At 71.7% G+C, this 23907-nt stretch carries 17 protein-coding genes; 9 read left to right on the forward strand and 8 right to left on the reverse strand.

Features of this window, described 5'->3' with window-relative positions; all coding sequences use genetic code 11:
• Window positions 1–48: 48 nt before the first annotated feature.
• On the forward strand, window positions 49–1737 hold the full coding sequence (locus C2L58_RS11635; protein ID WP_103337577.1) for a bifunctional 3'-5' exonuclease/DNA polymerase: 1689 nt from the start codon (window positions 49–51) through the stop codon (window positions 1735–1737).
• Between the two features lie 4 nt (window positions 1738–1741).
• Here the strand turns inward: C2L58_RS11635 and C2L58_RS11640 are convergent, their stop codons facing one another.
• From C2L58_RS11640 to C2L58_RS11655, 4 genes are all read right to left on the reverse strand, one after another.
• Window positions 1742–3496 (reverse strand): sialidase family protein, encoded by a 1755-nt coding sequence (locus tag C2L58_RS11640; protein WP_103337578.1) that lies wholly within the window; start codon window positions 3494–3496, stop codon window positions 1742–1744.
• Between the two features lie 99 nt (window positions 3497–3595).
• The gene (gene hrpA / locus C2L58_RS11645; RefSeq protein ID WP_441296302.1) at window positions 3596–7447 is read right to left on the reverse strand and encodes an ATP-dependent RNA helicase HrpA; all 3852 of its coding nucleotides are present in this window, start codon (window positions 7445–7447) and stop codon (window positions 3596–3598) included.
• A 165-nt stretch (window positions 7448–7612) separates the two neighbouring features.
• On the reverse strand, window positions 7613–7864 hold the full coding sequence (locus C2L58_RS11650) for a hypothetical protein (RefSeq protein WP_103337580.1): 252 nt from the start codon (window positions 7862–7864) through the stop codon (window positions 7613–7615).
• Window positions 7865–7982: 118 nt separating this feature from the next.
• Window positions 7983–9146 carry a lactate 2-monooxygenase gene (locus tag C2L58_RS11655; RefSeq protein ID WP_103337581.1) on the reverse strand — a complete coding sequence of 388 codons (1164 nt, stop codon included), beginning with the start codon at window positions 9144–9146 and terminating at the stop codon, window positions 7983–7985.
• A gap of 113 nt (window positions 9147–9259) precedes the next feature.
• Between C2L58_RS11655 and C2L58_RS11660 the strand changes: the two genes are divergently transcribed.
• The 3 genes from C2L58_RS11660 (at window position 9260) to C2L58_RS11670 (ending at window position 13664) form a co-directional block, all read left to right on the forward strand.
• Window positions 9260–10438 (forward strand): saccharopine dehydrogenase family protein, encoded by a 1179-nt coding sequence (locus C2L58_RS11660; RefSeq protein ID WP_103337582.1) that lies wholly within the window; start codon window positions 9260–9262, stop codon window positions 10436–10438.
• Between the two features lie 150 nt (window positions 10439–10588).
• Complete coding sequence (locus C2L58_RS11665; protein WP_103337583.1) at window positions 10589–12688, forward strand: M4 family metallopeptidase; 2100 nt, start codon at window positions 10589–10591, stop codon at window positions 12686–12688.
• Between the two features lie 76 nt (window positions 12689–12764).
• Entirely contained in the window at window positions 12765–13664 is a 900-nt protein-coding gene (locus C2L58_RS11670; RefSeq protein ID WP_103337584.1) for a hypothetical protein, read from the forward strand.
• Here the strand turns inward: C2L58_RS11670 and C2L58_RS11675 are convergent.
• The gene (locus tag C2L58_RS11675) at window positions 13637–15115 is read right to left on the reverse strand and encodes a flavin-containing monooxygenase (protein WP_103337585.1); all 1479 of its coding nucleotides are present in this window, start codon (window positions 15113–15115) and stop codon (window positions 13637–13639) included. The two genes, C2L58_RS11670 and C2L58_RS11675, sit on opposite strands and share 28 nt — an antisense overlap.
• 66 nt (window positions 15116–15181) lie before the next feature.
• On the opposite strand from C2L58_RS11675, the gene C2L58_RS11680 reads away from it, so the two are divergent.
• Both C2L58_RS11680 and C2L58_RS11685 read left to right on the forward strand, forming a co-directional pair.
• Window positions 15182–15772 carry a TetR/AcrR family transcriptional regulator gene (locus C2L58_RS11680; protein ID WP_103337586.1) on the forward strand — a complete coding sequence of 197 codons (591 nt, stop codon included), beginning with the start codon at window positions 15182–15184 and terminating at the stop codon, window positions 15770–15772.
• Between the two features lie 173 nt (window positions 15773–15945).
• On the forward strand, window positions 15946–16791 hold the full coding sequence (locus C2L58_RS11685; RefSeq protein WP_103337587.1) for a chitosanase: 846 nt from the start codon (window positions 15946–15948) through the stop codon (window positions 16789–16791).
• Window positions 16792–16797: 6 nt separating this feature from the next.
• On the opposite strand, the gene C2L58_RS11690 is transcribed toward C2L58_RS11685, so the two are convergent.
• From C2L58_RS11690 to C2L58_RS11700, 3 genes are read right to left on the reverse strand one after another with little or no spacing between them, the layout of a single operon-like run.
• Window positions 16798–17784 (reverse strand): PHP domain-containing protein, encoded by a 987-nt coding sequence (locus C2L58_RS11690; protein ID WP_103337588.1) that lies wholly within the window; start codon window positions 17782–17784, stop codon window positions 16798–16800.
• A gap of 9 nt (window positions 17785–17793) precedes the next feature.
• Complete coding sequence (locus C2L58_RS11695) at window positions 17794–18297, reverse strand: metallophosphoesterase family protein (RefSeq protein WP_103337589.1); 504 nt, start codon at window positions 18295–18297, stop codon at window positions 17794–17796.
• Window positions 18294–18947 (reverse strand): GntR family transcriptional regulator, encoded by a 654-nt coding sequence (locus tag C2L58_RS11700; RefSeq protein ID WP_103337590.1) that lies wholly within the window; start codon window positions 18945–18947, stop codon window positions 18294–18296. Before C2L58_RS11700 ends, C2L58_RS11695 begins: the two co-directional genes overlap by 4 nt.
• A 75-nt stretch (window positions 18948–19022) precedes the next feature.
• On the opposite strand from C2L58_RS11700, the gene araD reads away from it, so the two are divergent.
• From araD to C2L58_RS11715, 3 genes are all read left to right on the forward strand, one after another.
• Window positions 19023–20735, forward strand: coding sequence for an L-arabinonate dehydratase (gene araD / locus C2L58_RS11705; RefSeq protein ID WP_103337591.1), 1713 nt, complete (start codon window positions 19023–19025; stop codon window positions 20733–20735).
• 116 nt (window positions 20736–20851) lie between these two features.
• The gene (locus tag C2L58_RS11710) at window positions 20852–22636 is read left to right on the forward strand and encodes a VanW family protein (RefSeq protein ID WP_103337592.1); all 1785 of its coding nucleotides are present in this window, start codon (window positions 20852–20854) and stop codon (window positions 22634–22636) included.
• Window positions 22637–22687: 51 nt separating this feature from the next.
• Complete coding sequence (locus tag C2L58_RS11715) at window positions 22688–23890, forward strand: MFS transporter (RefSeq protein WP_103337593.1); 1203 nt, start codon at window positions 22688–22690, stop codon at window positions 23888–23890.
• Window positions 23891–23907 lie beyond the last annotated feature (17 nt).

Here is a 23907-nt window from a genome sequence, read left to right on the forward strand (position 1 = left end):
CCACCCGAGCCCCCGCAAAATGTCGGTGGTGGTCGGCATGATGTCCGGGTGCAGGTGATCGCGGGACGGGAGGAGGACGGGAGCTTCACCGTGCACACGCCGTCGGACACGGTGTCCGGCCTGGACGAGGCGGCTTTCGCGGGGCTGGCGCGGGAGCTGGAGTCGTCGCTGGCGCCGCGGTGGGTGTTCCCCTCGGTGGAGCGGACGTACCCGGTGCTGCTGGCGGCCGGGCTGCGGGTGCGCCGTTGCTACGACCTCGAACTGGCCGAGGGGCTGCTGCTGGGGTACGAGGGCGAGGAGGCGCAGTCGCGGAGCCTGCGCGCGGCCTGGGCCAGGGCGAACGGCGAAGAACCGCCGCCGGACTCGTCGGCCGTCGAGCTGGCGCAGCCGACGCTGTTCGAGACCCGCAGGCCGGTGCTGCCCGAGGGCGTGACGGTCGTCACGGCGGTGCGGCGCGTGCTCGCGGAGCAGGAGCGGCGGGTGGCGGCGACCGAGCACCCGGACCGGATGCGGCTGCTGCTGGCCGCGGAGTCGGCGAGCGCGCTGGCCGCCGCGGAGATGTCGGCCGACGGCCTGCCGTGGCGCGCCGACGTGCACGAGGCCCTGCTGGCCGCGCGCCTGGGTCCGCGGGTGCCGGCCGGGCAGCGGCCGAAGGCGCTGGTCGAGCTGGCGGCGAAGATCAGCGAGGCGTTCGGCGGGCGGCCGGTGAACCCGGACTCGCCGCCGAGCGTGGTCCGGGCGCTGGGCCGCGCCGGGATCGAGGTGCCGGCGGCGCGGAAGTACCTGCTGAAGGGGATCGACCACCCGGCGGTCGGGCCGCTGCTGGAGTACAAGGAGCTGTCGCGGCTCTTCACGGCGAACGGCTGGGCGTGGCTCGAGGAGTGGGTCAGCGACGGCCGGTTCCGGCCGCACTACGTCGTCGGCGGGGTGGTGTCCGGGCGGTGGGCCAGCCGCGGCGGCGGGGCGCTGCAGATCCCGAAGGTGCTGCGGACGTGCGTGCGCGCGGACCCGGGCTGGAAGCTCGTGGTGGCGGACGCGGCCCAGCTGGAGCCCCGGGTGCTCACGGCGCTGTCGGGCGACCGCCGGCTGGCCGACGTCGCGGCGGCGACGGACCTGTACGCGCGGCTGGGCGAGGCGTTGTTCTCCGGCGCCCGCTGGGTGCCGGCCGCCGACGACGACCGCGACGACCGGGCGCGCGCGAAGATCGCGATGCTCTCGGCGATGTACGGTGGCACGTCCGGCGAGGCGGGGCCGCTGCTGGGGCTGCTGCGGCAGCGCTTCCCGGACGCGGTGTCCTATGTGGAGCATGCGGCGCAGGCGGGCGAGCGCGGCGAGCGGGTCCGGTCCCGGCTGGGCCGCACGTCCCCGGCGCCTTCGGCGGCGTGGCGGGCGTTGACGGGCGGCCTGGCGTCGGACGAGGCGGCGGAGCTGAAGGCCCGCCGGGCCTCGCGCGGCTGGGGCCGGTTCACGCGCAACTTCGTGGTCCAGGCGAGCGCGGCGGACATGACGGCGGTGATGCTGGCGACCCTCCGCACCCGCCTGCCCGCCCCGGCCCACCTGGTGTTCTTCCAGCACGACGAGGTGATCGTCCACACCCCGGCCGAGCTGGCCGCCTCCGTCACCCAGTCCATCGAAGACGCGGTGACGGAGGCAGCTCGAATGCTGTTCGGCCCGGCCTGCCCGGTCCGCTTTCCGATGCAGACCGCCGTCGTCGACACCTACGCCGACGCGAAATGACCCGCTACGGGAACATCGGCAGCGTCTGCGTCCCGACGTCCTGGTTCGGCAGCGTCTTCCCCGGGTTGCCGCGGAAGTCGGTCCATGCCGGGTGCAGGCGGAAGTCCGCGCCGACCGCCGCCGCCGTGTAATCGCCGATGAACACGCCCTGGAGTTCCTTGCCCGTCTCCGCACCCGTCGAAACGAACTGGACCTGCGGGTTCGCCGTCTGCGTCGTGATCCGGCGAAGCGGGGACAACCGGTCGCCCCAGCCGGTCGCGTAGGCGTAGTCCAGGCCGATGCCGTTCGGGTCGTACGCGCGCGTGTAGGACGTGACCGCCACCCGGCCGGCCAGGGCCGCGACCGCCGGGAACACCTCGTCCGCACCGGTGCCGATCTTCACCGGCTTCGACCAGCCGTGCCGGCCGTCGGACCCGCTCAGGAACGCGTCGCCGTTCGTCTTCACCGACTCGCCGTCGCGGTAGGTGCCGTTGCGGTCGTCGGCCCAGGTCACCCACAGGTGATCGGTGACGCGGTCGTAGGTCAGCTGCGGGAAGCTGTTGACCCGGAAGTTCTCGCCGGTCAGCGCGTTGTTGGCGACGTCTTCGTCGACCGGGAAGTCGAAGTCGAGCCCCACCTCGGTGTGCCGGAAGGTCCGGCCGCCGTCGCGGGAGGTCGCCACGACGACCGCATCGTGGTCGGCGGGCTGGTCGCACGCGGCCGTCGCGCACACCGACGTCTCGTAGGCGACCTGGAGCGTGCCGTCGCGGGTGACCACCGGGTTCGAGCCGCTGCCGAACGGGGTGATCCCGCCGGGGAACCCGGTCAGCGACGGCGAAATCCGGCGCATCGGCGACCACGTCCGGCCGAAGTCGCGGGACTTCGACAGCACGATCGGCGATTCGACGAAGCTGCCGGACGCGTCGTAGGTGAACTGCGTCCAGGTCACGTAGACGTCGCCGGACACGGGGTCGGCGGCGATCCACTCCTTGTCGTTGAAGATGTTCGTGGGCGTCGCCGTGCCGGCCGGCGTGACGCCGTCGAGGTGCAGGATCACCGGGTCGCCGAAGCTGCGCCCGCCGTCGTGGGACACCGACACGGCGATGCCGCTGGCGAGCTGCTGGTCGTCCGGCACCGCCGCCCGGCTGAACACGAGCGTCGCGTAGTACACGGTGTTGTGCGGCCCGAAGGCGATGGCCGGGTCACCGGCGGCGTCCATGTAGGACAGCGGCGCGGCCGCCCCGGTCGGGAAGTCGAGGTGCGGCAGCTGGACGTTCGCCCAGGTCCGGCCGCCGTCGAACGAGGTGTAGGCGAAGCCGCCGGAGTCGTTGCGGGACTCACGCGTGTTGTACAGCCGGTAGTCGTTCGCCCCGGCGACGATGTTGCGCGGGTTCTCCGGGTTGACGGCGATGGTGGTCTCGTTCTGGGCCGTGCTGCACCCGGTCTGGCTGCCGGTCGGCACGATGGTGTCGCCGTCGATGACGTCGGTGTTCGGCGCGAGCGGCCGGTACGGGTTCGGCTTGCCGATGTAGGTCTGGCAGAGCGCGGACAGCGCGGGATCGTCGCCGTCCTCCTCTTCCTCCTCGGCGAACTGCTCCTTGAGCAGCGGGTTCGGCACGTCGTGCCGAGCCTCCGCGGCGATCTTGTGCTTACCGTGCCCGGGATCCACGAGCAGCGGCGACCCGGCGGCGTGCGCGGCGGGCGCGAGGACGAGTGGCAACAGCAGTGCGGTGCAGGCGGCGAAAATTCTTCGCCTCGCGGACGAAACACCCAAGGACATCGGAAAGTCCTTTCCCAGGAAGGTCTCCAGCCGACCCAGGCTTGACCCGCCGGGGGACGCGGTCAACCGACGGAAGTGGGGAGCCGGACATTCCCGGCGTCACGCCAGGGCGTCGTCCAGGGCCTTCGTGATCCGCTTCAACGACACCGGATGCGCCGTCCCCAGCGTCTGGGCGAAAAACGAGACCCGCAGTTCCTCGATCATCCACCGCACCTCGCGCAACGCCGGCGACGACGTTCCCGGCGGCAGCGAAGCCAGCGCGTCGGCGTACTCGCGGGTAATCCACGCGATGTCCGCCGTGCGCTGCAGGTCGCGGGTGGGCTCCGAACCCAGCTTCTCCAGCCGCCGGGAAATTCCTTGCAGGTACCGCAGGACGTGACGCAGTCGCGAAGCACCGGTCTCCGTCACGAAACCCGGGTACACCAGCGCAGCCAGCTGTGCCCGGATGTCCGCCAGCGACTCCGCCGGCCCCCGCGACGACGCCCACTGCACCTCGACGTCGTTCGCCGCGCGGAGGATCTTCTCCACCTCGGTCAGCACCGCCAGCACTTCCGGGTGCAGGCCCGCCCGGACCTTCTCCAGCAGCACCTTGAAGCCCGTCTCGTCGAACGCCGGACCGCCGCCCGCGGCCATCAGGGCGTCCACCGCGCAGTCGACGCAGTCCTCGAGCAGCGCCGCCACGCTGCCGTGGGGGTTCCGGTTGAGCACCAGCTTCGACGAGTTGGACAGCGACCGCGTGATGAACTTCATCGGCGAGCTCAGGTTCAGCCGCAGCATCCGCCGGGTGCCCGCCCACATCGCGTGTTCCTGCTGGGCCGGCGTGTCCAGCAGCCGCACCGCCACCGTCGCGCCCTCGTCCACCAGCGCCGGGTACGCCTTGACGTCGTGCCCGCGCTGGCGCGAAGAGAACACCGGCGGCAACGAACCGAACGACGGCTTCGTCAAGCCCGCCTTCTCCAGGGTGTTGGCCGCCTTGGAGATCGTCTCGCGGACCTTCGGGGCGAGCCGGCGCTGCAACTCCGCCACGTCCTTGCCCTCGGCCACGCGGCGACCGCGCTCGTCGACCACCCGGAACGTCATCTTCAGGTGCTCCGGTACCGAAGCCAGGTCCCAGTCCGCATACGGCACGGTGATCCCGCGCAGGGCCCGCAGCTCGCGGCCGAGCACCTCGAGCAGGGGACCGTCCGAAGGGGACACTCGCGAAAGGACATCGCGGGCCGTGTCCGGGGCCGGGACGAAGTTGCGGCGCAAGGCCTTCGGCAGCGACTTGATCAGCTGGGTGACCAGTTCCGCGCGCAGGCCCGGCACCTGCCAGTCGAAGCCGTCCGGCGTCACCTGGTTGAGCACCGGCAGCGGGATGTGCACGGTGACGCCGTCGGCGTCCGCGCCCGGCTCGAACTGGTAGGTCAGCTTGAAGACCTGGGTGCCCTGCGTCCACGAGTCCGGGTAGTCGCCCTCGCGGACGCCGCCGGCGGACTCGTTGATGAGCATGGACTTCTCGAACGACAGCAGGTCGGGTTCGGTGTGCCGGGCCTTCTTCCACCAGCTGTCGAAGTGGCGCACCGACACGACGTCCGCCGGGACCCGCGCGTCGTAGAACTCGTACAGCGTCTGGTCGTCGACCAGGATGTCGCGCCGGCGGGCGCGGTTCTCGAGGTCTTCGACCTCCTCCAGCAGCGCCCGGTTCTCGGCGAAGAAGTGGTGCCGCGTCTGCCAGTCGCCTTCGACCAGCGCGTGCCGGATGAACAGCGCCCGCGACAGCTCCGGGTCGATCCGGCCGTAGTTGACGCGGCGGTCGGCGATCAGCGGGACGCCGTAGAGCGTCACCTTCTCGGTCGCCATCACCGCGCCCTGCTTGCGTTCCCAGTGCGGCTCGGAATAGGACCGCTTGACGACGTGCCCGGCCAGCGGCTCGACCCACTCGGGTTCGATGCGCGCGTTTACCCGCGCCCACAGCCGCGACGTCTCGACCAGCTCCGCCGACATCACCCAGCGCGGCTGCTTCTTGAACAGCGCCGACCCCGGGAAGATGCCGAACCGGGCGCCGCGCGCCCCCAGGTAGTCGCCCTTCGCCGGGTCCTTGAGCCCGATGTGCGAGAGCAGCCCGGCGATCAGCGACGTGTGCACGCGCTGCGGGTCGGCCGGGGCCGTGTTCGTGTTCAGCGAGATGCCGAGCGGCTTGGCCAGCTGACGCAGCTGGCTGAAGATGTCCTGCCACTCGCGCAGCCGCAGGTAGTTCAGGTACCCGGTGCGGCACATGCGCCGGAACTGGTTGCCGGACAACGCCTTCTGCTGCTCGGCGACGTACTCCCAGAGGTTCAGGTAGGCCAGGAAGTCCGACGTCGGATCGGCGAACCGCGCGTGCTGGGCGTCGGCGGCCTGCTGCTTTTCGGCCGGCCGCTCGCGCGGGTCCTGGATGGACAGTGCCGCGGCGATGATCATCACTTCGCGGACGCAGCCGTTCCGCGCCGCCTCCAGGACCATCCGGCCCATCCGCGGGTCGACGGGCAGCTGCGCGAGCTTGCGGCCGATGTCGGTCAGGCTGCGGTCGGACCCGGAACCGCCCGGCGCGAACGCGCCCAGCTCCTGCAGCAGACCGACGCCGTCGGCGACCTGGCGGCGGTCCGGCGGCTCGACGAACGGGAACGCCGCGATGTCGCCGAGGCCCAGCGACGTCATCTGCAGGATGACCGAGGCGAGGTTGGTCCGCAGGATCTCCGGATCGGTGAACTCGGGCCGCGCCTCGAAGTCCGCCTCGGAGTAGAGCCGGATGCAGATGCCGTCCGACGTCCGGCCGCAGCGGCCCTTGCGCTGGTTCGCCGACGCCTGCGACACCGGTTCGATCGGCAGCCGCTGCACCTTCGTGCGGTGGCTGTAGCGGGAGATCCGCGCGGTGCCCGGGTCGACGACGTACTTGATGCCCGGCACGGTCAGCGACGTCTCGGCGACGTTGGTCGCGAGCACGACCCGGCGCCCGGTGTGGGACTGGAAGATGCGCTGCTGCTCGGCCGACGACAGCCGCGCGTACAGCGGCAGCACCTCGGTGTTGCGCAGGTTCGCCCGGTTCAGCACGTCCGCGGTGTCGCGGATCTCGCGCTCGCCGGACAGGAACACCAGGATGTCGCCGGGGCCTTCGGCGCACAGCTCCTCGACGGCGTCGAGGATGCCCTGGGTCTGGTCGCGCTCGTCGGCGGCTCCAGCGTCTTCGGAAGGGTCGTCCGGGTCGACGAGCGGCCGGTAGCGCACCTCGACCGGGTACGTGCGGCCGGAGACCTCGACGATCGGCGCGTCGTCGAAGTGCTTCGAGAACCGTTCCGGGTCGATCGTCGCCGAGGTGATGATCACCTTGAGGTCGGGGCGGCGCGGCAGCAGCTGCTTGAGGTAGCCGAGGATGAAGTCGATGTTGAGGCTGCGCTCGTGGGCCTCGTCGATGATCAGCGTGTCGTACTGGCGCAGCGAGCGGTCGGTCTGGATCTCGGCCAGCAGGATGCCGTCGGTCATCAGCTTGACCAGCGTGTCCTGCCCGGACTGGTCGGTGAACCGCACCTTGTAGCCGACGGTCTCGCCGAGCTCGGTCTTCAGTTCGCTCGCGATCCGGTCGGCGACCGTGCGCGCGGCCAGCCGCCGCGGCTGCGTGTGCCCGATCTGGCCGCGGATGCCGCGCCCGAGCTCCAGGCAGATCTTCGGCAGCTGGGTGGTCTTGCCCGAACCGGTCTCGCCCGCGACGATCACCACCTGGTGCTGCTCGATGGCGGCGGCGATCTCGTCCTTGAGCTTGCTGACCGGCAGCTCTGCGGGGTACTCGATCTTGGGCACGCTCTCGCGCCGCGACTGGACGCGCAGCTCGGCGGCGTCGACGTCGGCGGCGATCCGCGCGAGGGCGGTGTCACGGTCACGGGCTTTGCGGGCGCCCTCGAGCCGGCGGCGCAGCCGCTGCTCGTCGCGCGGCATCAGCTCGGGCAGGCGCGCTCGCAGCGCGTGGAAGGGGGATGGCTCGGACATTCTCGGTCCAAGGATAGCCGTGGGTGACGAACCGGGCTTCCGAATATCCCCGCCGCGTGACCGGGCGCACGCCGAAGGCCCCCTCACCGGCGGCGAGGGGGCCTTCGGAGCACGTCAGCCGGGCTGGCCGGGCTGCTGCGGCGGCTGGACCGGCGCCTGCTGCTGCGGCGCGCTCTTGGCGCGGTTCAACGCCACCGAGCCACCGATCAGCGCGAGGCCGGCCACGCCGAGGACGATGCCGAACACCGGCTGCATGTCGGTGGCCCAGGACAGGATCCGGAATTCGTAGTCGAACTGCTCGAGAACGAGGGTGCCGAACCCGAGCACGGCACACAGGACGCCGATCCGCATCATGATCGAAGACATGGGAAACCCCCTGGTGAAAGGAACGATGGAACCACCGGTCCGTCCCCGAGCGGCCGTGGCGAAGCAGAACCGTAGCGATCCTGGCGCCCGCTGTCGCCGGAGTTCCCGATTTGTTACCTCATGTCCGCTGCAGCGAGTCCGGGCCCAGGTCGGCGAGGGTGCGGTGACCGGACAACCCCATGGTCAGGTCGAAGTCCGCCAGCAGGCTGCGCAGGACGTGACGCACGCCGTCCTCGCCCGCGTGGGCCAGGCCGTACACCCACGGGCGGCCGACCAGGACCGCCCGCGCGCCCAGCGCCAGCGCCTTGAGGACGTCGGAGCCGGTGCGGACGCCCGAGTCGAACAGCACCTCCATGCGGTCGCCGACCGCCGCGACGATGCCCGGGAGGGCCTCCAGAGCACCGATCGCGCCGTCGACCTGGCGGCCGCCGTGGTTCGACACCACGATGCCGTCCACGCCGGCCTCGGCCGCGCGGCGCGCGTCGGCGACGTGCTGGATGCCCTTGAGCACGATCGGGCCGTCCCAGTGCTCGCGCAGGAACGGCAGCTGGTCCCACGTCCGGTCGGTGCCGGTGAGCATGCCGATCCAGCGCAGGATCGCCATGTTCGGGTCGTCTTCCGGCGTCTTCTCCAGCAGGCCGCGGAACACCGGGTCGGTGAACGGGACCGCGCAGCCCTCCCCCTTCAGGAACGGCAGGTACGCCTGGTCCAGATCGGACGGTCGCCAGGCGAGCGTCCACGTGTCGAGGGTGACGACCAGCGCGGTGTAGCCGGCGTTCTTCGCCCGTGTCAGCAGGCTCGCGCAGACGTCGTTGTCGCCCGGCCAGTACAGCTGGAACCACCGCGGGCCGCCGCCGTTGGCCGCCGCGACGTCTTCGATGCCGGTCGAGGACGCCGTGGACAGGATGAACGGGAGCCCGACCGACGCGGCGGCGCGGGCGGTCGCGGACTCGGCGTCCGGGTGGACGATCGACTGGACGCCGACCGGGGCGACGGCCACCGGCGCCGGCAGCCGGCTGCCGAGCACCGTCGTGGCCAGGTCGCGGTCGGTGGCGCCGGTCAGCATCCGGGGCACCACGCGCCAGCGGTCGAACGCCTCGCGGTTGGCGCGGGCGGTCGCGCCGGAGCCCGCCGCGCCCGCGACGTAGGAGAACGGCCCGGGCGCCATGACCGCGCGGGCCGACGCTTCGAGCTTCGTCGCGTCGGTCGAGCACGGCGGCAGCTGCCCACCGAGTCCCTGCAGGTAGATCTCGTTCTGGTAGCTGCCGAAGCGTTCGGTCACCGGTTGCCTCCTCGCGTTCGAGGGGGCACTGTACTCGCCGGTAGTTCACCCGGCGCCGGGAACTGACCGGCGGGTAACCTGAGCCCCGCCGACGTCCCTTCGAAGGAGCTGCCATGCGCGCGTACGACGTGGTCCTGTTCGGCGCCACCGGGTTCACCGGCGGCTTGACCGCCGAGTACCTGGCCCGCCACGCGCCGGCGGACCTGCGCTGGGCGCTGGCCGGGCGCAACCGCGGCAAGCTCGAGGCGGTCCGGACGCGGCTCGCGGAGATCGACGACCGGTTCGGCGCACTCGACCTGCTCGTCGCCGACTCCGGCGACCGGGCTTCCCTGGTGGCCGTCGCGGAGGCCACGAAGGTGGTGATCACGACCGTCGGCCCGTACCTGGCGCACGGGGAGCCGCTGGTGGCGGCGTGCGCCGAGGCCGGCACCGACTACGTCGACCTGACCGGCGAACCCGAGTTCGTCGACCGGATGTACCTGGCGCACGACCGGCGCGCCCGCGAGACCGGCGCGCGGCTGGTGCACGCCTGCGGGTTCGACTCGATCCCGCACGACCTCGGCGCGTGGTTCACCGTGCAGCAGCTGCCCGAAGGCGTGCCGCTGACGATCGACGGCTACGTCCAGGCCGGCGGGATGCCCTCGGGCGGCACGTTCCTCAGCGCGCTGACCATCATGTCCCGCCTGCCGGCCGGCGCCCGCGTCGCGAAGGAACGCGCGGCCGCCGAGCCCCGGCCCGCCGGCCGCTTCGCCCGCGCCCCGCTCGGACGCCCGCACCGGGTCGCCGATCCGGGCTGGTGGGCGGTGCCGCTGCCGACGATCGACCCCGACGTCGTCCGCCGGTCGGCGGCCGCGTCCGAGCGCTACGGGCCGGACTTCACCTACCGGCACTTCGCCGCGGTGAAGCACCTGCCGGTGCTGGCCGGTGGCGTGGCCGGGGCGGGCGCCCTGCTCGCCGCGGCGCAGGTCCCGCCGGCCCGGCGGGCGCTGTCGCGGCTGCTGGCGCCCGGCAACGGGCCGAGTCCCGAGCGGCGCGCGCGGTCGTGGTTTTCGGTGCGGTTCCTCGGCGAGGGCGGCGGCACGCGGGTGGTGACGGAGGTGTCGGGCGGCGACCCGGGCTACGACGAGACGGCGAAGATGCTGGCGGAGTCGGCCCTGTGCCTGGCGACCGACGACCTCCCGGAGACGGCGGGCCAGGTGACCACGGCGACCGCGATGGGCGGGGCGCTCGTGGACCGGCTCACCAAGGCGGGCATCCGCTTCACCACCCTCGTGAGTGGTAAAGCGGGTTAGAACCCGCCTTACCACTCACAAGGCTTTTCACGCTTTCACAGTGCGGCAGCGTGAAATTCCGCTGCTGTGATGGAACTTCTGCCGCTCCGGGGCCGCGGTTAGCGTCGATCGGGTTCTCCCTTCCCCCATCGCGTTTTCCCAAGGAGCGTCATGAGATTGCCCCAACGGTTCGCCGCGCTCGGCGGGGCGACGGCGGCGGGCATGGTGGTGGTCGGCATCGCCGTCGCCGCACCCGCCCGGCCCGCCCCCGAGCCCCCGCCGTCCGCCGCGCAGGCCCAGGCCAACGCCACCGACGCCGCCGCGAACCTGGTCGGCGCCCGGCCCGCCGCCCTCCACGCCGGGAAGCACGACCGGTTCGTCCAGCGGGCCGTCCGGTCGGCGGCCGGGCTGTCCTACGTCGTCTACGACCGCACCTACGACGGCCTGCCGGTGATCGGCGGCGACCTGGTCATCGCCACCGACGCCGCCGGCACGGTGAAGACCACCTCCGTCGCGCAGCAGCAGGCGCTCGGCGACCTCGACGCCCACGGCGCGAAGCTGTCGGCGGCGCAGGCGGACGCCGTGGCGCGCAAGGAGGTCAGCGGGCCGAGGAGCCTGCCGGGCGGCCGGCTCGTCGTGGTGGCCGACGGCGCCGGGCGGCTCGCCTACGAGAGCAACGTCGAAGGCACCGACTCCCACGGCGAGCCGAGCAGCCTGAGCGTCTACGTCGACGCCGTGGACGGGCACGTGCTGCGGACCGTCCAGCACCTCGCCGCGGGTACCGGCACGGGCAAGTGGAACGGCCCGGCGCCGCTGCCGCTGAACACGACGAAGTCCGGCAGCACGTATGCGATGGCCGACCCGAACACGCCGAACCTCGACTGCCGCAACTACAGCAGCGACTCCGTCCTGACCGGACCGGACGACAGCTGGGGCAACGGCACCGGGACGAACATCGAAACCGGCTGCGCGGACGCGCTCTTCGTCGCCCAGACCGAGAAGAAGATGCTCTCGGAATGGGTGGGCCGCAACGGCTTCACCGGCGACGGCGGTGCGTGGAAGATCCGCGTCGGGCTCGACGACGAAAACGCCTACTACTACAACTCGCGCCCGGCGTACGTGAACCTCGGCCACAACCCGAGCGGTGAATGGGTCGGTTCGCTGGACATCCTCGGCCACGAAATGGGCCACGGCGTCGACGACTACTCCGGGTCCGGCGGGTTCTCCGGCGGCGGCACGCAGGAGTTCATCGCGGACACGTTCGGCACGGCGACGGAGTTCTACGCGAACGAGCCGGCCCAGTACGACCCGCCGGACTACGCGATCGGCGAGGAGGTCAACCTGGTCGGCACCGGCGCGATCCGGTACATGTACGACCCGTCGAAGGTCGGCGACCCGGGCTGCTACTCCACCTCGACGCCGAACGCGGAGGTGCACAAGGCGGCCGGGCCCGGCGACCACTGGTTCTACCTGCTCGCCGAGGGCAGCAACCCGGCGAACGGGCAGCCCACGAGTTCGACGTGCAACGGCAGCACGGTGACCGGGATCGGCATCCGCAAGGCGATCAACATCATGCACGGCGCCGTGCAGCTGAAGACCTCCGGCAGCAGCTACCTGCGTTACCGGACGTGGACACTGCAGGCGGCGAAGAACCTCTACCCGGGCAGCTGCGCCGAGTTCGACGCCGTGAAGGCGGCGTGGAACGCGGTGAGCGTCCCGGCGCAGTCCGGCGACCCGACGTGCACGGGGACGCCGACGACCACACCGACCACGCCCACCACTCCGACCACGCCGCCGACGTCCACCACGCCTCCGGGCGGGTGCGGCGGGCAGCTGGTGCAGAACCCGGGCTTCGAATCCGGCCAGGTGTCCTGGTCCGACCCGAACACCACCATCGGCCAGTGGGGCAGCCAGGCGCCGGCACGCTCGGGTACCCACGACTCCTGGCTCGGCGGCTGGGGCTCGGCGCACACGGACACGCTCACGCAGCCGGTCACCATCCCCGCCGGCTGCAAGGCGAGCCTGACGTTCTGGCTGCGCGTGTGGACGGCGGAGACCGAGAACGTCGCCTACGACAAGCTGGTCGTCTCGGCCGGTTCGACGACGCTGGCCACGTACTCGAACCTCGACCGCAACTCGGCCTACGTCCAGAAGACACTCGACCTGTCCGCTTACGCGGGCCAGACGGTGACGCTGAAGTTCGCCGGGACGGAGGACCAGTCACTGCAGACGTCCTTCGCCGTCGACGACACCGGGCTCACGTTGAGCTGACCCGGCGGGGCCTGCCACCTACTTTGGTGGCAGGCCCTCGTTGCGCCGCCCGCGTCCGGTATTCATGCTTACCCGGATGGAGGCGTTTTCCGCGGAGGTCGCCGCGTCGGTCCCGTTCGCCGAGGCCTTCGACCTGGCGATCCGGCAGCGCGGCCTGAGCCTGGAGGCCCTGCAGCGACGGATGGCGATCCGGGGCGCCCAGGTCAGCCTGGCCACGCTCAGCTACTGGCGCCGGGGCCGCCGTCACCCGGAGGGCCACCGCTCACTGCACGCGGTCGGCGTCGCCGAAAGCTGCCTCGGCCTGCCGGCGGACGCGCTGACCAGCCTGGCGGCGCGGCCGCGGGTCCGCCGCACGGAGCCGTGGCCGGGCGGGGTCAGCCTGGCCAGCGCGCTCGGCGGCGAGCCGGCGGACCTGGCCGCCTGCGAAGGCATCGACCTCGACGGCAACGCCCGGCTGGCGCTGGTGTCGGTGCACCAGCGGGCGGTCCTGGGCCCGGACCGAACCGAGCGGTCGGTCCACACGGAACTGGTGGTGACCAGCCGCACGGACGGCGTCGACCGGTGGGTGTCGTTCTTCCGGCCCCAGACCGGCGGCGGCCACCAGCCGGTGCTGCGCTCGGCGCACTGCTGCCGCCCGGGCCGGGTCCGCCGGGACGCGGAGTCCGAACTGCTGGCCGTGGAGCTGCGGTTCGACTACCCGCTGCGGGCGGGCGAGACGTACGTGTTCGACTTCGAGTTCGCCTACGACGGGACCCCGCCGGAGACGAGCTACCTGCAGTTCGGCGTGCGGGCACCGGCCCGGCAGATCGTGCTGCAGGCGTGCTTCGACCCGGCGGCGGTGCCGGTGCGGTGCTACCGGTACGCCGGCGAGGCGGCGGCGCGGCCGGAACTGCCGGTGGGGCCGAGCGGCACCAGCCACATCGCGGTGCTGGACGCCCGGCCGGGGGTTTACGGGATGTGCTGGGAGTGGGACTGACCGAGCTCGTAGTCCCGCTCGTCGAACGAACCCACCCGCGACCGCAACCGTCCCGTGGAGAACGGCCAGCTGAAGCTGTTGCGCCCGTTGACGTCGGTGTAGTAGCTGGTGCAGCCGCCGGACTGGTAGACCGTGCCCGGCAGGGCCGCCTGGACGTCCGCGTCGAACGCCGCCTGCACCTCCGGGCGGACCGACAGCGACGTCCCCGCCGACCGCAGCGTCCGGGTCACCGCCGCCACCGTGTGCCGCAGCTGGGCCTCGACGATCGTGAACGCCGACGAGTGCCCGGTGCCGAGACTCGGGCCGAGCAGCAGGTACAGGTTCGGGAACCCGGCCACCGTCGTCCCCGCGTACGCCTGCGGGCTGCCCTTCCAGTGGTCGTCCAGGCTCCGGCCGCCGGCGTCGAACACCCGCGAAGACACCGGCATGTCGAGGATGTGGAAGCCGGTGCCGAAGATGATCGCGTCGACCTCGGCGACCGAACCGTCCGCGCCGAAAACGCGGCTGCCGGCGATGGACCGCACCGCGGTCGGGTGGACCTCCACAGTGGACTGCGTCAGCGCGCGGTAGTACGTGTTGGACATGAGCAGGCGCTTGCAGCCGAGCGTGTAGTCCGGCGTGAGTGCCTGACGCAGCGCGGGATCCCGCACGGACCGGCGCAGGTGCGCGAGCCCGATCTTCTGCACCTGCCGCAGCAGCCACGGGTGCCGGAAGCCGAAGCCGAGCGTCTCCATCAGGCCGTACTCGGCGGCGCGCAGGGCCCGCTGGAGGGCCGGGAACCGCCGAAGGAGGAACCGCTCGGCCGCCGGGACGGGGTGATCCGGCTTCGGCAGGACCCACTGCGCGGTGCGCTGGAACAGGTGCAGCCGCCCCACCCGGGGCACGATCTCGGGGACGAACTGGACCGCGGACGCGCCGGTGCCGATCACCGCGACCCGCTTGCCCGTCAGGTCGTAGCCGTGGTTCCAGCGCGCGGAGTGGAAGACCTCGCCGGGGAACCCGGCGAGGCCCGGCAGCTCCGGGATCAGCGGTTCGTGCCAGGGACCGGTGCCGGCGATCAGGATCCGCGCGGTGTACGGACCCTGTGACGTCTCCAGCTCCCAGCGCGCGTCGCGGTCGTTCCACTGCGCGCGCGTCACCTCGACGCCGTAGCGGATCTTCTCCGTGACGCCGAAGCGCGCGGCCGTGTCCTGCAGGTAGGCCCGGATCTCGGCCTGGCCGGCGAACGCGCGCGTCCACTCCGGATTGGGCGCGAAGGAGTAGGAGTACAGCGCGGACGGGACGTCGCAGGCGCAGCCGGGGTAGGTGTTGTCGCGCCACGTCCCGCCGAGGGCGCCGGCCTTCTCCAGCACGGCGAGGTCGCCGACGCCGGCCTGGGAAAGGCGGATGGCGGCGCCCAGCCCCGATGCCCCGGCACCGACGACGAGGACCGCGAAGTCGCGTTGTTCCATTTTCGGAGACTAGCAGTATCCGAAAACCACCGGTACCCCAATTCCACGGTTCGCTAGAGTGCCCGCATGGCCCGACTCACCCGCGCGGAAAGCCAGGCGCGCACCCGCGAGCAGCTGGTCGAGACGGCCAAGCTGCTCTTCCTGCGCGACGGCTACTCGGTGACGTCGCTGGAGAAGGTCGCCGACGAGGCCGGGTATTCGAAGGGCGCGGTGTACTCGAACTTCCGCAACAAGGACGAGCTCTGCCTCACCGTGCTCGACCGGATCCACGACGAGCAGGTCGCCCTGATCGCCGAGGCGCTGGCCGGCGCCGAAGGGGTGGAAGGGCTGCTGGCGGCGTTCCAGACCTGGGCCGAGCGCAGCATCGGCGACGAGGCCTGGACGGCCCTAGAAGTCGAATTCGCCACGAACGCTCGGCGCGACCCGCACGTGCGCGCCGAGCTGGCCGCGCGGGACAAGGCCATCCGCGACACCATCGCCGGCCTGCTCACCGGGTACGCCGAGCGGTTCGGGATCACCCTCCCGATGTCGGCCGACGACGCCGCGACGGCGTTGCTCAGCCTGGGCATCGGGCTCGGCGTCCAGCGCGCGATCGACCCGACGATCCCGGTGACCGTGCTGCCGGACGTCATCCGCCTCTTCGCCGGAGTGCGCTGACCGTCCTTTCCGGACCCTGCCGAAGTGGTCTGGACCGTTCACGAACATGAACGAATTCCGCCTCTTGTGGAGCCTGCTGACCCTTCGCTACCGTGTCGTTACGCCGCAGCTCCACCCACACACCCGTAACCGCCGTACTCCCACGGCGCATCCCGCGGAAGGGTCCCCTCCTCATGAGCAAGAAGTTGCGGCCGGTCCTCGTCGGCACGCTCGGCGCGGCCTCCGTCGCCGCCCTCGTGATCACCACGCCGGCCCTCTCCTCCGCCGCACCCGCGCCACTGGCGGCGACCAGCGCGTCCGTGCTCGCCACCGGTGACCTCTCGGCCCCGGCCAAGAAGGAAATCGCGATGAAGCTGGTGTCCAGCGCGGAAAACTCGTCGCTGGACTGGAAGGCGCAGTACAAGTACATCGAAGACATCGGCGACGGCCGCGGCTACACCGCGGGCATCATCGGGTTCTGTTCGGGCACCGGCGACATGCTGGAACTCGTCGAGGCGTACACGAACTCCGTCCCGGACAACCCGCTGGCGAAGTACCTTCCCGCGCTGCGCAAGGTGAACGGCACGGACTCGCACGCCGGGCTCGGCTCGGCGTTCGAAAGCGCGTGGAAGCAGGCCGCGGCGACGACGGCGTTCCAGACCGCGCAGAACAACGAGCGCGACCGCGTCTACTTCAACCCGTCGGTGAACCAGGGCAAGTCGGACGGCCTGAGCAACCTCGGCCAGTTCGCCTACTACGACGCCATCGTGATGCACGGCCCCGGCGACAGCTCCGACAGCTTCGGCGGCATCCGCAAGGCCGCGATGAAGAAGGCGAAGACCCCGGCCCAGGGCGGCGACGAAGCGACGTACCTCAAGGCGTTCTTCGCCGCCCGCAAGGTGATCATGAAGCAGGAAGAGGCGCACGCGGACACCTCGCGCGTCGACACCGAGCAGGCGAAGTTCCTGAGCGAGGGCAACTTCGACCTGCACACCCCGCTGAAGTGGAAGGTGTACGGGGACTCGTACACGATCAACTGAGCCGGGCTATCGGGTCAGGAGCGCATCCGCCGTGCGGGTGTTCAGGATGCGCTCCGGCCCGATTCCCGCCTTGATCGCGCGCTCGCATCCATAACCCAGCCAATCCAGCTGCCCGGGTGCGTGCGCGTCGCTGTCGATCGTGAAGTCGCAGCCGATTTCCGCGGCCAGGCGCAGCAACCGCATCGGGGGGTCCAGGCGCTCCGGGCGGGAATTGATCTCCACCGCCACCCCGTTTTCCCGGCACGCCGTGAACACCGCCTCGGCGTCGAACTCCGATTCCGGGCGCCCGCGGCCGACCACCAGCCGGCCCGTGCAGTGGCCCAGCACCCGCACGTGCGGGTTGCGGACCGCGGCCACCATCCGGCGGGTCATGTCCCGCGCGGGCATCCGCAGCTTCGAGTGCACGCTCGCCACCACGAAGTCCAGCTCCCCCAGCAGTTCTTCCTCCTGGTCGAGCGAACCGTCGTCGAGGATGTCGACCTCGATGCCGTGCAGCAGGCGGAACGGCGCCATCAGCTCGTTGGCCTTCGCCACGATCTGCATCTGCGTCCGGAGCCGGTCCGGGGACAACCCGTTCGCCACGGTCAGCCGCGGCGAGTGGTCGGTCAGCACCATCCACTCGTGACCGACGTCCCGGCCCGCCACCGCCATCTCGCCGATCGAACTGCCGCCGTCCGACCAGTCCGAGTGGGTGTGGCAGTCGCCGCGCAACGCCGAGCGCAGCGGCTCGCCGTCCGGCAGCTCCTTCTCGACGAGCTTCCCCCGGTAGGCCGGGTCACGACCGGCCAGCACGTCCTCGATGACCCCCGCGGTGGCCTTGCCGATCCCCGGCAACGACGTCAGCGTGCCGTTCTCCGCCAGCTGCGCCAGCTTCTCGGCGCCGGTCTTGTCGACCGTCGCCGCGGCGTTCCGGAACGCCCGGACGCGGTAGGTCGGTTCCCCCGCGCGTTCGAGCTGGAACGCGATCTCCCGCAACGCCCATGCCGGATCCATGGGACCTGTCTACCCCCTCCGGGGCAGTTGATGCAGCTCGACGCCGGTCAGCGCCCCGTTTTCGACGCGGCAGGTCTGGTACGTGCAGTACGGCTGGCGGCGGCGGTCCGTCGGCGAGCCCGGGTTGAGCAGGCGCAGCCCGGACGGCGCCACCGTGTCCCACGGGATGTGGCTGTGCCCGAAGACCAGCACGTCGGTGTCCGGGAACCGCGCGTCGCACCGCTGCTCGCGGCCCTGCTTCGCGCCGGTCTCGTGGATCACCGCCAAGCGGACGCCGTCGAGTTCCGCCCGCGCGATCTCCGGCAGCCGCGCCCGCAGCGCCGGGCCGTCGTTGTTGCCGTACACGCCGATCAGCCGCTTGCTGCGCTCCTCGAGCTCGTCCAGCAGGGCGACGTCGACCCAGTCGCCCGCGTGCACGACGACGTCGGCGGCCGCCACCTCGGCCCACACCTGCGGCGGCAGCTCGCGGGCGCGGGCCGGCAGGTGGGTGTCCGAGATGAGCAGCAGCCTCATCCGATGGCCTTCAGGACCCGTTCGAGGAACCCGCCGATGTGGTCGCGCAGCAGGGCGGCCGCGCCCTCGGCGTCCCCCTTCTTCGCCGCGGCCAGCACCGCCCGGTGCTCGGTCCACTCCTTCTTCCAGCTGGGGTTGGCCTCCCAGCCGACGACGCTGATCAGCGCCGCGCGGTCCTTGAGGTCGTCGAGGATGCTGACCAGCAGCGGGTTGCCGCAGCCGCGGTAGAGGGCGCGGTGGAAGCGGCGGTTCAGCAGGCTCAGCGCGGCCTGGTCCTTGTCCGCGATCGCCGTCGACGCCTCCTTCAGCGCCTCCGCCGCGTCTTCCAGCAGCTCGGGGTCGTGCCGCCCGACGGTCCGCCGGACCGCCTCGGGTTCGAGCACCATCCGCACGTCGTAGACGGACTTCGCGAGCTCGGCGTCGACCGTGATCACCGAAGCGCCCTTGTACGGGCTGAACGTCACCAGCCCGGAGTTGGACAGCACCTTGAGCGCCTCGCGCACCGGCGTCTTCGACACGCCGAGCCGTGCGGCCAGCTCCGCCTCGACCAGCGGTTGACCGGGGACGAGTTCCCGGGTCAGGATGCCGCGGCGGATCTCCTCCAGGACCACTTCGGTCCGGGAGGCGGGCAGGCTGAACGTCCCGGTCATGGCGCGCTCCCTCGATCTGTGAACCCCAATTCAACCAGGCTCCCTGATCGTATATCAGATGCCATACTGGATCGCATGAAGAAACCCGAGGAACTCCGCAGCCACCGGTGGTTCGGCGGCGACGAACTGCGCAACTTCAGCCACCGCGCCCGCAGCCGCCAGCTCGGCTACAACCCGGAAGAGCACCTCGGCAAGCCGGTCATCGGCATCCTCAACACCTGGTCGGACATCAACCCCTGCCACATGCACCTGCGCGAACGCGCCGAGCAGGTCAAGCGGGGTGTCTGGCAGGCCGGCGGCTTCCCGCTGGAGTTCCCCGTCGCCACGCTGTCGGAGACCTACCAGAAGCCGACCCCGATGCTCTACCGCAACCTGCTCGCCATGGAGACCGAGGAGATCCTCCGGTCCTACCCGATCGACGGCGCCGTCCTGATGGGCGGCTGCGACAAGACCACCCCGGCGCTGCTGATGGGCGCGGCCAGCGCGGGGCTGCCGGCCATCTTCGTCCCGGCCGGGCCGATGCTGCGCGGGCACTGGCGCAACGAGGTCCTCGGCAGCGGCACCGACATGTGGAAGTACTGGGACGACAAGCGCGCCGGGCTGATCGGCGACGCCGAGATGTCCGAATTGGAGCGCGGGCTGGCCCGCTCACCGGGGCACTGCATGACGATGGGGACGGCGTCGACGATGACCTCGGCCGCCGAAGTGCTCGGCGTGACCCTGCCGGGCGCCGCGTCGATCCCCGCCGTCGATTCGGCGCACCACCGGATGGCCGCCGCGAGCGGCGCCCGGATCGTCGGAATGGTGTGGGAAGACCTGGCCATCACCCAGGTGCTGGACAAGCGCGCGTACGCCGACGCGATCACCACCGTGCTCGCGCTGGGCGGCTCGACCAACGCCGTGATCCACCTGATCGCGATGGCCGGGCGCAGCGGGATCCCGGTGTCGCTCGCGGACTTCGACGCGATCGCCCGGCGCGTGCCGGTGCTGGCGAACATCCGGCCCGGCGGCGACTGGCTGATGGAGGACTTCTACTACGCCGGCGGCCTGCCCGGGCTGCTGTCGCGGCTGACCGGCCTGCTGCACCCCGACCGGCTCACCGTCACCGGCCGCACCCTCGGCGAGAACCTCGCGCAAGCTCAGGTGCACAACGACGACGTCATCCGGCCCCGGGACAACCCGGTCGCCGCCGAAGGCGGGGTCGCCGTGCTGCACGGGAACCTGGCGCCGTCGGGCGCGGTCATCAAGCACATCGCGGCCGAGAAGCACCTGCTGACGCACACCGGGCCGGCCGTGGTGTTCGAGGACTACCCCGACCTGAAGAAGCGGATCGACGACCCGTCGATCACCGCGGATTCGGTGCTGGTGCTGCGCGGCTCCGGCCCGCTCGGCGGCCCCGGCATGCCCGAGTACGGGATGCTGCCGATCCCCGCGCACCTGCTCGAACAGGGTGTCCGGGACATGGTCCGGATCTCCGACGCGCGGATGAGCGGGACGAGCTACGGCGCCTGCGTCCTGCACGTGGCCCCCGAGTCGCACGTCGGCGGCCCGCTGGCCCTGGTCCGCGACGGCGACCTGATCACCTTGGACGTTCCTTCGCGGACGCTGCGGCTCGAGGTGTCCGATGAGGAGCTCGAGCGGCGGCGTGCCGGGTGGACCGCGCCGGCGCCCCGGTTCGAACGCGGTTACGGCGCGCTCTACAGCGAACACATCACGCAGGCGGACGAAGGCTGCGACTTCGATTTCCTCGCCCGGGCGGGCCACAATCCGGAGCCGGACGCGCGCTGACGCTGATCCGTGACCGTTTCATCCCCCGTTAGGGCGAGTCGTACGGCTTGTCCGGGTGCCCCGTACGCTGTTCCCGTCACCGTCGCAACCCGGTGCCGCGCTGAAGGGGTGGAGAGTTGCCGTACGAACCGCACTGGCCCGACTCACACGGTGAGCAGACCGACGTCCTGCCGGTCGTCCGGCCCGAGCCGCAGCCCGGCCCCGCCGCCGCGAAGCGGTCCTTCCGCACGGCCGGCCTGATCGCGGGCGGGGTGTTCGGCGTGCTCGTCGCGGTCTACGGGATCGACCTCCTGATCAGCCAGGGCAGCGTCCCGCGCGGGGTGACCGTCGCCGGTGTCGACGTCGGCGGGATGGGCCGCGAAGCGGCCGAGCAGGAACTGCGCGGGAAGATCGAGCCGCGGCTGACGCGCCCGCTCGCCGTCACCGCGGGCGAGTACCAGGGGACGCTGGCGCCGACGCTCGCCGGGCTGAAGCTCGACTGGCCGCAGACCCTCGACCAGGCCGGCGAGCAGCCGCTGAACCCGTTCACGCGCCTTTCGTCGCTGTTCTCCAGCCGCGAGGTCGGCGTCGTCACCCACGCCGACGACGCGAAGCTCACCGCCGCACTGGAGACGCTGCGCGGCCAGGTCGACCGCGACCCGGTCGAGGGCACCGTCAAGTTCGAGGGCGCCCGGCCGGTCGCCGTGCCGCCGAAGACCGGGCAGAAGCTCGACGTGCCGGCCGCGACCGCCACCGTCGTCGAGAAGTGGGCGAGCGGGGAAACCCTCGCGCTGCCCGTGACCAGCACGCCGGTGCGGACCACGGCCGAAGGCGTCCAGGCGGCGCTCGACGGGTTCGCGCGTCCCGCCGTGTCCGGCCCCCTGCTGATCAAGGGCGAAGGCAAGGTCGCCACCGTGAAGCCGGAGGCGATCGCCGCGGCGATCACCTTCGAACCGGCCGAGGGTGGCGGGCTGACCCCGAAGATCGACAACGCGAAGATCGCCGAAGCCGCCGGGCCGCAGCTGAAGTCCACCGAGAAGGAGGGCAAGGACGCGACCGTCGTCTTCGAGGGCGGCAAGCCCGCGGTCGACCCCTCCACCGACGGCCGGACCGTCGACTGGGACCCCAGCCTCAAGCCGCTGCCCGACGTGCTCAAGAAGACCGGCGGCCGCGAGCTCCCGGCCGTCTACAAGGACAGCCCGGCGAAGGTGACCACCGAGCAGGCGAACCAGCTGGGCATCAAGGAAGTCGTCGGCGAGTTCACGACCGAGAAGTTCGCGGCCGACTCCGGGGTGAACATCCGGACCGTCGCCCAGAAGGTCAACGGCGCCATCGTCAAGCCCGGGGAAACCTTCAGCCTCAACGGTTTCACCGGCCCGCGCGGCACGGCCCAGGGCTACGTCGAGGCGGGCGTGATCAAGGACGGCGCTCCGGGGCGCGAGGTCGGCGGCGGCATTTCGCAGTTCGCGACCACGCTGTACAACGCGTCCTACTTCGCGGGCCTCAAGGACGCGGGGCACAAGGAGCACAGCTACTACATCAGCCGCTACCCCGCCGCGCGCGAGGCGACGGTGTTCCAGAACCCCAACGGGTCCAGCGTGATCGACCTCAAGTTCACCAACGACTCGCCGACCGGCATCGCGATCCAGACCATCTGGACGCCGTCGTCGATCACCGTGAAGCTGTGGGGCACCAAGCGCTACACCGTCGAGTCGATCGAAGGCGAGCGGACCAACCCGAGCGACCCGCAGCCCAAGCCGGGGCCGGCGGAGAACTGCCACGCCTCGAACGGCGCGCCGGGATTCACCACCAGCAACACCCGCGTGCTCAAGGACGCCGCCACCGGCCGTGAAGTCGGCCGGTCGACCCGGACCGTGCACTACAACCCGCAGCCGAAAATCGTCTGCGGCGACGGACAGTGACCTCCTAACGGCCGTTCACGCTGGGCGTCCACGGCGGTACCCTGGGTGCCCATGACAGGGCGCGCGGCAGGCTTCCGGGACGTCCTCGCCGTGACCGAGTTCCGGGCGCTGTTCTCGGCCCAGCTGGTCTCGGTCACCGGTGACCAGCTGGCGCGGGTCGCGCTGTCGATCCTGGTGTACGACCGCACGAACTCGCCGGGCTGGGCCGCGCTGACCTACGCGCTGACGTTCCTGCCGGACCTCGTCGGCGGGCCGCTGCTGTCCGGGCTGGCCGACCGGTACCCGCCGCGGACGGTGATGGTCCTGGCCGACGTCCTGCGGGCGCTCGCGGTGGCCGTGATGGCGGCGCCGGGCCTGCCGCTGCCGGTGGTGGCGGCGCTGCTGGTCGGCGTCCAGCTGTTCAACCCGGTGTGGAACTCGGCCCGGGCCGCGCTGCTGCCGCAGGTGCTGCCGGGCGAGACGTTCGTGCCCGGGATGGGTCTGCTGATGATGCTGGTCCAGGCGGGCCAGGTCGCCGGGTTCGCCCTCGGCGGGCTGCTCGTGGCGGGTCTCGGCACCGGCGGCGCCCTGCTGGCGGACGCGGCGAGCTTCGCGGTGTCCGCCCTGTTCCTGGCCGCCGGAGTGCAGGCCTGGCCGCCGCGGGAAACCTCCGGCGTCCGGTGGTGGCGGCACGTCCGGGCCGGCTGGACGGTGGTGGCCGGCGACCGGCGGCGGCTCGCCCTGGTGGCGCTGGGGTGCGTGTCGGGGCTCTACATCGCGGGCGAGGCGATCGCCGCGCCGTACGCCGCCGAGCTCGGCGGCGGCGCGGTCGTGGTCGGGCTGCTGCTCGGGGCGTTCGCGCTGGGGAACGTGCTCGGCATGGCGGCGTTGTCGCGGATCCCGCCCGCGCGGCGGGGACCGTTGCTGGGGCCGCTCGCCGTGCTGGCCTGCGCGGCTTTGCTGGGCTGCGCGCTGCACCCGGACCTGGTGGCCACGTTGGCGCTGTTCACGCTGTCCGGGGTGGCCAGTTCGTACAACTTGATCGCGAACACGACGTTCGTGCAGCTGACGCCGGAGGCTCAGCGCGCCCAGTCGTTCGGGTTCGCGTTGACGGCGTTGCGGGTGTCGCAAGGGCTCGGCGTGGCGCTGGCCGGCGTGGCCGCCGAACGCGTGGCCCCGCACGGCGTCGTCGCGGGAGCCGGGGCGATCGGCGTGCTGGCGGCGTTCGGTGCGGCCCGGCTGTGGCGGCGTTCGGTGCGACCGGATCCCCGGTGACCGGCCCCGCCGAGGTA

It is taken from the genome of Amycolatopsis sp. CA-126428 (genome assembly GCF_002904335.1).
In the GTDB taxonomy this organism is placed as follows: domain Bacteria; phylum Actinomycetota; class Actinomycetes; order Mycobacteriales; family Pseudonocardiaceae; genus Amycolatopsis.